This is a genomic window from Promicromonospora citrea (assembly GCF_013004695.1).
Taxonomy (GTDB): Bacteria; Actinomycetota; Actinomycetes; order Actinomycetales; family Cellulomonadaceae; genus Promicromonospora; species Promicromonospora citrea.
Map to the genome: position 1 here is coordinate 1 of NZ_JABEMG010000153.1, position 9,651 is coordinate 9,651.

13 protein-coding genes and 1 pseudogene are annotated in these 9,651 nt (G+C 74.1%); 5 read left to right on the top strand and 9 right to left on the bottom strand.

Going from position 1 to position 9,651, the window contains the following annotated elements; translation table 11 throughout:
• The 4 genes and pseudogenes from HLB15_RS20405 to HLB15_RS20420 all read right to left on the bottom strand — a co-directional run.
• Positions 1-388, bottom strand: a pseudogene (locus HLB15_RS20405) (hypothetical protein); the annotation flags it as partial.
• A gap of 82 nt (positions 389-470) precedes the next feature.
• On the bottom strand, positions 471-1,685 hold the full coding sequence (gene manD / locus HLB15_RS20410) for a D-mannonate dehydratase ManD (RefSeq protein WP_171108103.1): 1,215 nt from the start codon (positions 1,683-1,685) through the stop codon (positions 471-473).
• A 52-nt stretch (positions 1,686-1,737) separates the two neighbouring features.
• Positions 1,738-2,601 (bottom strand): endo alpha-1,4 polygalactosaminidase, encoded by an 864-nt coding sequence (locus tag HLB15_RS20415; protein ID WP_171108105.1) that lies wholly within the window; start codon positions 2,599-2,601, stop codon positions 1,738-1,740.
• 54 nt (positions 2,602-2,655) lie between these two features.
• Positions 2,656-3,306 carry an NAD(P)H-binding protein gene (locus tag HLB15_RS20420; RefSeq protein WP_171108107.1) on the bottom strand — a complete coding sequence of 217 codons (651 nt, stop codon included), beginning with the start codon at positions 3,304-3,306 and terminating at the stop codon, positions 2,656-2,658.
• 152 nt (positions 3,307-3,458) lie between these two features.
• On the opposite strand from HLB15_RS20420, the gene HLB15_RS20425 reads away from it, so the two are divergent.
• Positions 3,459-4,556 carry a phosphotransferase family protein gene (locus HLB15_RS20425; protein WP_171108109.1) on the top strand — a complete coding sequence of 366 codons (1,098 nt, stop codon included), beginning with the start codon at positions 3,459-3,461 and terminating at the stop codon, positions 4,554-4,556.
• A 6-nt stretch (positions 4,557-4,562) separates the two neighbouring features.
• On the opposite strand, the gene HLB15_RS20430 is transcribed toward HLB15_RS20425, so the two are convergent.
• On the bottom strand, positions 4,563-4,946 hold the full coding sequence (locus tag HLB15_RS20430) for a winged helix-turn-helix transcriptional regulator (RefSeq protein WP_171108112.1): 384 nt from the start codon (positions 4,944-4,946) through the stop codon (positions 4,563-4,565).
• Between the two features lie 71 nt (positions 4,947-5,017).
• Between HLB15_RS20430 and HLB15_RS20435 the strand changes: the two genes are divergently transcribed.
• Positions 5,018-5,428 (top strand): Rid family hydrolase, encoded by a 411-nt coding sequence (locus tag HLB15_RS20435; RefSeq protein ID WP_171108114.1) that lies wholly within the window; start codon positions 5,018-5,020, stop codon positions 5,426-5,428.
• A 14-nt stretch (positions 5,429-5,442) separates the two neighbouring features.
• On the opposite strand, the gene HLB15_RS20440 is transcribed toward HLB15_RS20435, so the two are convergent.
• The 3 genes from HLB15_RS20440 to HLB15_RS20450 are packed head-to-tail and all read right to left on the bottom strand — an operon-like array spanning position 5,443 to position 6,895.
• Positions 5,443-6,018: a TetR/AcrR family transcriptional regulator gene (locus HLB15_RS20440; RefSeq protein ID WP_171108116.1), complete on the bottom strand. Its 576-nt coding sequence runs from the start codon at positions 6,016-6,018 to the stop codon at positions 5,443-5,445.
• On the bottom strand, positions 6,015-6,728 hold the full coding sequence (locus HLB15_RS20445) for a DsbA family oxidoreductase (protein WP_171108118.1): 714 nt from the start codon (positions 6,726-6,728) through the stop codon (positions 6,015-6,017). The genes HLB15_RS20440 and HLB15_RS20445 overlap by 4 nt, the downstream gene beginning before the upstream one ends.
• The gene (locus tag HLB15_RS20450) at positions 6,719-6,895 is read right to left on the bottom strand and encodes a hypothetical protein (RefSeq protein WP_171108120.1); all 177 of its coding nucleotides are present in this window, start codon (positions 6,893-6,895) and stop codon (positions 6,719-6,721) included. Before HLB15_RS20450 ends, HLB15_RS20445 begins: the two co-directional genes overlap by 10 nt.
• Before the next feature lie 75 nt (positions 6,896-6,970).
• Here HLB15_RS20450 and HLB15_RS20455 point away from each other — a divergent pair, with 75 nt between their 5' ends.
• Positions 6,971-7,246, top strand: a complete 276-nt coding sequence (locus HLB15_RS20455) for a thioredoxin family protein (RefSeq protein ID WP_212760152.1) — start codon at positions 6,971-6,973, stop codon at positions 7,244-7,246.
• Positions 7,247-7,255: 9 nt separating this feature from the next.
• Here the strand turns inward: HLB15_RS20455 and HLB15_RS20460 are convergent, their stop codons facing one another.
• A complete protein-coding gene (locus HLB15_RS20460; protein ID WP_229785542.1) occupies positions 7,256-8,209 on the bottom strand; it encodes a GlxA family transcriptional regulator in 954 nt (317 codons plus the stop codon).
• 154 nt (positions 8,210-8,363) lie between these two features.
• Here HLB15_RS20460 and HLB15_RS20465 point away from each other — a divergent pair, with 154 nt between their 5' ends.
• Positions 8,364-9,032, top strand: coding sequence for a DJ-1/PfpI family protein (locus HLB15_RS20465; protein ID WP_171108123.1), 669 nt, complete (start codon positions 8,364-8,366; stop codon positions 9,030-9,032).
• 26 nt (positions 9,033-9,058) lie between these two features.
• A complete protein-coding gene (locus HLB15_RS20470; protein WP_171108125.1) occupies positions 9,059-9,418 on the top strand; it encodes a hypothetical protein in 360 nt (119 codons plus the stop codon).
• The last annotated feature ends 233 nt before the right edge of the window (positions 9,419-9,651 follow it).

The following is a 9,651-nucleotide window of genomic DNA, read 5'->3' on the forward strand; positions in this document are numbered from 1 at the left end:
CCGCGGCGTCGGCGACGGTGCGCTCCGTCGCGCCGTGCTGCACCACGACCACGCCGACCAGCGCGACGACGACGCCCGCCGCCACGGCCCGCTGACCCCAGCGCGTCCCGGTGGGCCGCACCCCGCGCACCAGCCACCAGCCGTGGCCGGTGCCCGCCACCCACCACACGGCCAGCCCGGCGAGCACCTGCCCGGAACCCGTGGTCGCCGCGAGCGCGACGAGCAGCGCCGTCGTCCCGGCGAGGGCGAGCAGCGCGAGGCGCCACCGCCGCAGGAACAGGTAGCCGAGGCCCAGCAGCGTCGCGTTGCCGAGCACCACGGCCACCGGGTCGGGGGCGCGCCGCGGGGGCCGGGGCGGGTACGCGGGGTCCGGGTAGACGGGGTCCATGGGTGCTCCTTCGGCCGTCAGGTCCACCGCCTGAGTGGACCTCACCTGGGCCGGGACCCCTCCCGGGTGCTACCCGGCGCGCCTACCAGTCGTGCACCGACCCGTCCTGGAGGCGGTTGACCGGCAGGTAGCCCGGCGCGTACGGGTGCGCGGCCGCGAGCTCCTCGTCCAGCTCGACGCCGATCCCCGGCTCGTCACCCGGGTGCAGGTAGCCGTCCTCGAACGTGTAGGCGTGCCGGAACACCTCGTTCGTGCGCGCGGTGTGCCCCGAGTACTCCTGGATTCCGAAGTTGTGGATCGCCAGGTCGAGGTGGATCGCCGCCGCCATGCCGACCGGTGAGATGTCCTCCGGCCCGTGGATCGCGCTGCGGATGCCCCGCTGGCCCGCGTAGTCGAACAGCTTCCGCAGCGGGCTGACGCCGCCGAAGTGCGTCACCGCCGAGCGCACGTAGTCGATGAGGCGCTCGTCGATCAGTGTCTGATAGTCGAAGACGGTGTTGAACACCTCGCCGATCGCCAGCGGCGTCGTGGTGTGCTGCCGCACGAGGCGCAGCGCCGCCTGGTCCTCCGCGGGGGTGCAGTCCTCGAGCCAGAAGAGGTCGTAGGGCTCCAGGTCCTTGCCAAGGCGCGCGGCCTCGACCGGGGACAGCCGGTGGTGGGCGTCGTGCAGCAGCGGCAGCTCAGGCCCGAACTCGCCCCGGACCGCCTCGAACACGCGCGGGACGTGCCGCAGGTACGCGGCGGTGTCCCAGTCCTCGACGGCGGGCCGCGCGAGGACGTCGGGGGCCGACCCGTCCGGCGTCGTCGCCGCGTGCACGCCGTAGACCGCCCGCAGGCCCGGCACCCCGCTCTGGATGCGGATGCTGCGGTAGCCGCGCTCCTGGAGCGCCCGCACCGAGTCGAACAGCTCGGGCAGGCTCGCGCCGTTGGCGTGCCCGTACGCCATGACCCGGTCCCGGCTGGCGCCGCCGAGAAGCTGGTACAGCGGCAGGCCCGCCACCTTCGCCTTGATGTCCCACAGCGCGACGTCGACGGCGGCGATCGCCGCCATCGTCACGGGACCGCGCCGCCAGTAGGCGCCCCGGTAGAGGTACTGCCACGTGTCCTCGATGCGGTGCGGGTCGCGGCCGATCAGCAGCGGCACGACGTGGTCGCGCAGGTAGGACACCACGGCGAGCTCACGGCCGTTGAGGGTCGCGTCGCCCAGGCCCATGACGCCGTCGTCGGTGGTCACCTTCAGCGTGACGAAGTTGCGGCCGGGCGAGGTGACGACGACCTGCGCGTCGACGATCTTCATGCGGGAACCTTCTGTCGGGGTCCCCTCGCCCGTCAAACCGGCCGTCGGCGCGTCAGCACTGCTCGTACGCGTACGCCGGGTCGTCGGGGGCCACCAGGTCCCGGTCGCGCAGGATCGTCAGCGGCGCGCGGTCGGCGCCGGAGCAGACGGCGTCGAAGTCCTGCGGCAGGTTGTCCGTGTACTCGATCTGCAGCACGTGCTGCCCGTACACGCCGGTGTAGGCGCCGCACTCGTCGTAGGCCGCGCACTCCTCCGTCACGGCGAAGTCGAACCCGAGGTCGCGGCCCTGCGTCGTCGCCTCCGCCGCGTTCTTCTGGCCGATGGCGAGGCCCGCCTGGTGGGCGACGTCGATGTACGCCGCCGCGAGCGCCAGCGCGTCCTCCTCCTCGATCAGGCCCGTCTGCGGGTCGTCGAAGCGGGTCCAGGTGTCGAGGTTGTCGATCTCGACCGCGTCGAACCCGTCGGCGGCGCAGCCCGTGATGACGGGGCCCAGGATGCCGAGGATCCGGTCGCGCTGCTCGGGCGTGCCCGGGTCGAGCACGTACTCGTCGGGCCAGTCGGGGTCGATGACGAGCTCGCCCGCAGCGTCGTGCAGCAGGAGGTCCTCGTTGCCGTCGAGCCAGAGATCGGCCTCGCCGGGCTGGGTCTGGAAGCCGTTGACGTAGCAGACGCTGTACGCGCCGGTAGCCGGCTCGGCCGTGGCGTCGCGCACGACGACGTCGAGCCCGCCCGCGAGCTCGTAGGCGGCGCCGAGCTGGTAGTCGAACACGCCGCTGGTGGGCGGCAGGGTGACGTCGGCGGCGGAGGTCTGTGCGGAGGAGGACGTCGGCGCGGCGGTCCCCGCCGCGCCGGACGGGCCTGTCTGACAGGCCGTGAGCACGACGGCGGCGAGCGCGGCGAGGATCAGCTGAGGCATGCCCCGAGGGTAGGGGTGGCCCGCCGCCGTCGGCCCGGGTTCGCTCACAAGTGCTCAGTCGGACTGAGCGAGGGCCTCGGCGATCGGCGTCGAGCCGTTGCCGAAGGCGATCGTCCGGCCGATGGTGCGGTCGTCCGCGAGCACGGCGGCCGCGACGGCCGCGACGTCGGCGCGGGTCACGCGCCCCTCACCCGGGTCCGCGACCTCGATGAGGCCGGTCGGCTCGTCGAGCGTGAGCGGCCCGGGGCCGAGGATCGTCCAGTCGAGCCCCGAGGCGCGCAGGTGCTCGTCGGCCGCCGCCTTGGCCTCGGCGTACGCGAAGAACGAGCTGTCCTCCGGCACCCCGTGGTCGGGGCGGGCGCCCAGGTAGGACACCATGACGTAGCGCGTGACACCCTCGGCGCGCGCGGCGTCCATGGAGCGGACCGCCGCGTCCCGGTCGACGGCGTAGGTGCGCGCCGGGTTGCCGCCGCCCGCCCCCGCCGACCACACGACCGCGTCGTGCCCGCGCACGAGCTCGCCGATCCCTGCGGTGTCGAGCTGCTCGACGTCGGCCACGCGGGGCGTCGCGCCCGTCGCGGCCACCTCCGCCTCGTGGTCGGGGTTGCGGAACACGCTGGTGACGTCGTCACCGCGCGCCACGAGGAGAGGGGCGAGGCGGAGCGCGATCTTGCCGTGGCCGCCGATGACGAGGACGCGGGACATAGGGCTTCCTTCCGTGCGAAGGGCTCCAGGCTATGCCGCACCCGGGTGACGTCGCAGGTCGTCGCATATTCGTGCTCGTGAGGGCGGCGACGCGCCGCCGGGGCTAGCGTGTCCCCACCCCCGCCCCGCTGCCGTCGTGAGGAGAACCCCGCATGGCCGACCGCGCCCTGCCCGACCGTGCTCTGCCCGGCCACGCCCTGCCCGACGCCGACACCGTCCGGGCCGCGCTCGCCTCCCGCACCGGACCGTGGGGCGACGACGTGCGGGTGCTCTCGGTGCGCGACCTCTCGTCGGGGCTGGGCCAGGCGGCGGTGCTGCGGGTGAGCCTCACGACGCCGTCGTCGGGGCCGTCCCTGTGGATCGTCAAGATCCCTGGCTGGGGGCCGCAGACCCTGCTCGACTCACGCGACGACGGCCTGGCCGAGCGCGAGGCCTGCTTCTTCGCGGGCACCCTGCCCGCCCTGCTCCCCCGCGGCCTGACGACACCGCCCGACGCCACGGTGCTGCGCCACCACGGCAGGCTCTGGATCGTGATGCGCGACGTCGGCGCCGTGCTGCAGCATGCGTGGACGCCGCAGGGCGCGCTCGCGGCCGCCCGGCGCGCCGCGCTGCTGTGGGTGCCGGGGGCGACCCGGCCCGACCTGCTCGACGCACCGTGGCTCGAGCGCGAGGGCTACGCCGCGTACGCGCACCACGTCGACGCGGGGCACGAGAACCTCGAGGCCCTGGGCCGCGACCCGCTGCTGCGCACGCTGTTCACGCCCGACCAGGTCAGGGCCATGCACGCCTGCCTGGACGCCGCCGACTCGCTCGCGGCGCGCGCGAAGGGCCTGCCTGGCACGCTCGTGCACGGCGACCTGACACCGCGCAACGCCGGCCTCGACCCGGCGGGCCACCTGGCGCTCATCGACTGGGAGCACGTGGGGGTCGGGCCAGTGGGCTTCGACCTGGGCACGTTCGTCTCGGTCTACCGGGCGTTCGGCGGGCAGGGCGAGCTCGACGAGCCCGCGCTGCTCGACGCGTACGGCCGTGCGCTGAGCGACCTGGCGGGCACCGACCTGCGCGCGGACGCTGCCCTTGGCTTCGCGACCGCCCACCTCACCTGGGGACTGCACCTGCGGCTCGGGCCGGGGCTCGCGTTCATGCGGCGCGACGAGTACCGCGCCGCGCCGCCCGCGCACCGGGCGGCGCACCTCGACGACATCCGCTCGGGGTGCCTGCGAGCCCTGTCGTGGGCGGCAGCGGCCTGACGACGGTCAGTCCTCGGCGTCGAAGCGGGCGCGCGCCTGCTCCACCTGGGGCATGTTGTCGGCGCTCCAGAGGTAGAGCGCGTCGATGAGGTCCTGGATGGTCCGACCGAGCCGCGAGATGCGGTACTCCACGGCGACGGGCCGCGAGCTGACGACCACGCGGTCCACCATCCCGTTGCGCTCGAGGCGGCGCAGCGTCGTCGTCAGGGACTTCTGCGTCACCACCGGGATGGCACGGCGCAGCTCGTTGAAGCGCAGCGGCTGCTCGCACAGCTCGTCGAGCACGTGCAGCGACCACTTGTCGAGCACCTGGTCGAGCAGCTCGCGATGCTCCGGCGCGATGCGGAGCCGGTCGTCCACCTGCCCGGTCGTCGGCGTGGTATCGCTCATGCCACCTAGTCTCGTTGAAGTGCCCTTCGGATACCAGGTACACAAGTGATACCTGAACGAAAGGATCCCCCATGTCGGTCCAGCTCCTCACCCCCGAGGGCATGTTCCAGCCCGTCCCCTACCACCACGTCTCCGTGGCGACAGGCAGCCGTCACGTCCACGTCGCGGGCCAGATCAACCGGGACGACCAGGCGAACCGCCTCGCCCCCGACGACCTCGCGGGCCAGGTGGCCGTCGCCCTGCGCAACACCGCACGCGGGCTGGCGGGCGCGGGGGCCACGTTCTCCGACGTCGTCCGGCTGCGGTTCTTCGTCACCCGCTGGGACCCGGCGAAGATGGGCGACTTCCTCGCCGGCATCGAGAGCGTCCGCGAGGAGCTCGGCCTGCCGGACCCGCTCCCGCCGCTGTCGGCCATCGGCGTCGACTACCTCTTCGAGCCCGACGTCCTCGTCGAGGTCGAGGCGTACGCGATCCTCGACTGAGACGTGCCGGGGCGTCAGGCGGCGGCGCGCAGGCCGCGGAGCGTGTACTCCAGACGCCTGCGGTAGCCCTCGCGGGGCTGCTGGCCGCACGCGCGGGCGATGATCCCGCGCTCCCAGATGAGCAGGTCCACGTCCTCGGGCGTCACGTCCGCGCGGACCACGCCCGTCGCCTGGGCGTCCGCCAGGAACCGGGCAGCGGTCTCGGCGGCGTGCTCGCACAGCGCGGCCACCGGCTCGGAGCCGGGCAGGGCGCGCAGGAGCACGTCGTTGACCGCCGGCTCGTCGTACTGGAGCAGCCAGATCTCCCGGAGGTAGTGCTCGAACCGCTCGACCGGGTCGGCGATCTCGCCCGCCGCCACGCCGATCCCGCGGATCCGCTCGGCCACCAGCTCCTCGACCACGGCCTCGATGAGGCCCTGCCTGCCGCCGAACCGGTGGTAGATCGTCCCCTTGCTCACGCCGGCGGCGCGCGCCACCTCCTCGAGCGGGCTGTTCAGGCCGCGCTCGCGGAAGACGTCCAGGGCCGCCGTCCGGATGCCCTCGACGTTGCGCCGCGCGTCGGCGCGCAGCCGCGTCGCCGGTGTGCTCACCGGTTCGCTCCTGCCGGCGCCCCGGCGACGGTCTCGTCCCAGCTCGTGGTCAGGGCCTGGAGGAACGCCTCGACCGGCTGCGCACCGGAGACGGCGTAGCGGCCCGCGAAGACGAAGAAGGGCACCCCGTTGATGCCGTACCGGCGCGCCTGCTCGAGGTCCGCCTCGACCGCCGCGGCGTACTCCTGGCTCGCGAGGGCCGCCAGGGCCGCGTCGCGGTCCAGGCCGACCTCGGCGGCGAGGTCGCCCAGCACGGCGTGGTCGGAGAGGTCCAGGCCCTCGGTGAAGTAGGCGCGGAACAGGCGCCGGACCATCTCGTGCTGGGCCCCGTGGGTCGCGGCGAAGTGGCTGAGCTGGTGCGCGGTACGCGTGCTCACGGACTGCGCGCGGTCGAGGTGGTACTCCAGGCCGACCTGCCGGGCACGCTCGGTCACCTGGTCGTTCATGGCGACCGCCTGCTCGCGGGGGATGCGGTACCGGGCGGCCAGGTAGTCGGCCGGGTTGACCGGTGCGGCCCCCTCGGCGACGTCGGGCATGAGGAGGAAGCTGTGGTACCGCACGTCGACGTCCGCGGCGTGCGGGAACTGCTCCAGCGCCTGGTCGAGCAGCGTGTCGCCCATGTAGCAGAAGGGGCACACGACGTCGCTCCACACGTCCACGACGAGCCTGCCCGACGGCGCGCCGAACGCCTCGCCGCCCATCAGGAGCATGTCCCGTCGACGGCGCAGACCCCGAACGCGTCGTCCGAGGGCAGGAGCTGGAACGGGGTCGGCGCGGCGCCGCCGGGCGCCGGCTGCTCGGTGATGCTCTCCGCCTCGCGCGGCTGCTGCGCGTCGGCGCGCGCCGGGCCGGCGGGGGCCGCGTTACTTGACGTCATGGTCAAGAACCGTAGGATAACTTGAACAGGGCGTCAACTTGGCGCCGACGTCGGCCTCCCGGGACGGTCCACCACATGCCTGCCGTGCAGTTCGAGCTGTTCACCTCCGCCTTCTGCGGCCCGTGCCACCAGGCGCGCGCCGCGGTCACGGAGGCGGTGCGGCTCATCCCTGGCGCCTCGCTCGTCGAGCACGACGTGGTCCACGAGGCGGGCCTGGCCGAGCAGCTCGACATCCGCACGACCCCGACCGTGGTCGTGCGCAGCGGCTCCGGCTCGGAGGTGTTCCGCGCGGCGGGCGCCCCCACGGTCCCGCAGGTCCTCGCGGCCGCGGGCCGAGCCCTGGAGGCCTGAGGCCCTGGCCTACGCCGCGTCCTCCTGGCCCTGGAACGCGACCCGGTACGCCCGCGGCGTCACGCCGGTCGCCCGGCGGAACAGGGTCCGGAACGTGCTCGGGCTCGGGAACCCGACCTGCCGGGCGATGCGCTCGACACCGTAGTCGGTGGTCTCCAGCAGCTCCTGCGCGTGCCGGATCCGCACGCCCGCGATCCACTGCATGGGGCTCTGCCCGGTCTCCTCGTGGAACCGCCGGTTCAGCGTCCGCACGCTGGTCCGGGCGACGGCGGCGACGTCGGCGAGCGCCAGGTCCGCGTGCGCGTTCTCCTCGATCCAGTGCAGCACGGGCTCGAGGGTGGCCGTGCGGAACGTCGGTGGGTTGCGCAGGATGAACTGGGCCTGCCCGCCGTCGCGGTGCAGCGGCGTGACCGACAGCCGCGCCGTGTCGGCCGCGACGGCGACGCCGTGGTCCCGCCGCACGAGGTGCAGGCAGAGGTCGAGCCCCGCCGCCGCGCCGGCCGAGGTGAGCACCTGTCCGTTGTCGATGTAGAGCGACTCGGGGTCGACGTCGACCTCCGGGTACTGCGCGGCCAGGGTGTCGGCGGCGAGCCAGTGCGTCGTCGCGCGCAGCCCGTCCAGCAGGCCGGCCTGCGCGAGCGTGAAGGCGCCGACGCAGATCGAGGCGATCCGCGTGCCCTCGGCCGCCGCCTGCCGGAGCGCGGCGAGCGCCGCCTCGGGCGCGCGCTCCTCCGGCCGGTTCCGCCCCGGCACGACGACGGTGTCGGCCCGCCCCAGCCCCTCGAGCCCGACGTCGGTGCCGATGCGCAGGGGTCCGGCGTCGACCACGGGTTCCGTCCCGCACACGACGACCCGGTAGGCGGGGCGCCCGTCGGGCAGCCGCGCACGGCCGAACACCTCGACCGGGGTGGCCAGATCGAACACGATCGTGTCGGGCAGGGCGAGGACGGCGATGGTGTGCACGGGCTTACGGTAACCGCGATCGACGGACTCCGAGGCCGTGGCCAGATCTCGTCGGATCATGGCACGCGGGCCGCTGGCCTCCTGCCTCCGGGTCGCTGAGCCTGAGGGAGGGCGCAGCACCTCGCGCGCCCTCCCCCTACCGCAAGGAGCACCCATGCCTGCCTCGGCGCCCGTCCCGGCCCAGGTCGTCCTCTTCGACGGCTTCGACCCCCTCGACGTCGTCGGGATCTACGAGGTCCTGCACGCCGGCGCCCTGGTCGGCGCCCCGATCGCACCGGAGCTCGTGTCCGGCGAGGGCCCGCGGACCGTCGTGTCCGGGACCCCCGGCATCACCCTGGAGGCCGGGGCGGCGCTCGACCCGGACCGGCCCGGCTACGTCGTCGTGCCGGGCGCCGTCGGCCCCGTCGAGAGCGCCGACGACGACGCCGACACCATCCCCGTGCTGCTGGCGCGGTTCGCGCAGTCGGCGGCGATGCCGCTCGTGCGGCGCGCGCTGGACAACCCGGACGTCACGGTCGCCACCGTGTGCGGCGGCTCGGTCGCCCTGGCGCTGGCCGGGCTGCTCGAGGGACGCACGGCCGTGACCAACGCGATGGGCAACGACCTGCTCGAGGCGACCGGCGTCCGCGTGGCCGACGCCCGTGTGGTCGACGACGGCGACCTGCTCTCCGCCGGCGGCGTCACCTCGGGCCTCGACCTGGGGCTCTACGTGCTGGAGCGCGAGGCAGGCCCGCGGGTCGCCCGGTCCGTCGAGTCGATCTTCGAGTTCGAGCGCCGCGGCACTGTCTGGGCCGACCTCGGCCTCGAGCCCCGGCCCCTGTGACCGCACCCACGAGAGGACGACGAACCATGACCGACCAGCCGGACCCGGCCGCCGTCACCGGCACCTGGGACGTCCGCATCGCGACGCCCGTCGGCACCATCGAGGCCCGCTACGTCTTCGCCGAGCGCGACGGCGTGCTGACCGGCACCGCCGAGAGCCAGGGCGACACCGGCACCCTGGAGCAGCTCACCACCGAGCCCGCCGACGACGGCGTCCGCGTCACCTGGGCGCAGCGCGTCACCCGCCCGCTGCGGCTGAACCTGACGTTCGACGTCGTCGTCGCGGGCGACACCCTCACCGGCCGGTCCCGGGCCGGGCGGCTGCCCGCGAGCACGGTCACGGGCGCACGGCGCCGGGCCGAGGACGCCCCTCAGACGCCCCGGTAGCGCAGCACCGCCGACACCCTGCGGAGGTCGGCGGCGTCGCGCGAGAGGTCAAGCCCCCGGCCGAGGTAGTCACGTGGCGAGGTAGTCACGTGGCGAGGTAGTCACGTGGCGAGGTAGGGCGGATTCAACTGGTGGTCGCAACACCCCTGATGATCGGGGTGTTCGATGAAGTCTTGGAGCCGTTTACCCGTGCCCCGGGAGCACCGGCGGGTCTTCTGGTCTGATCTACGTGC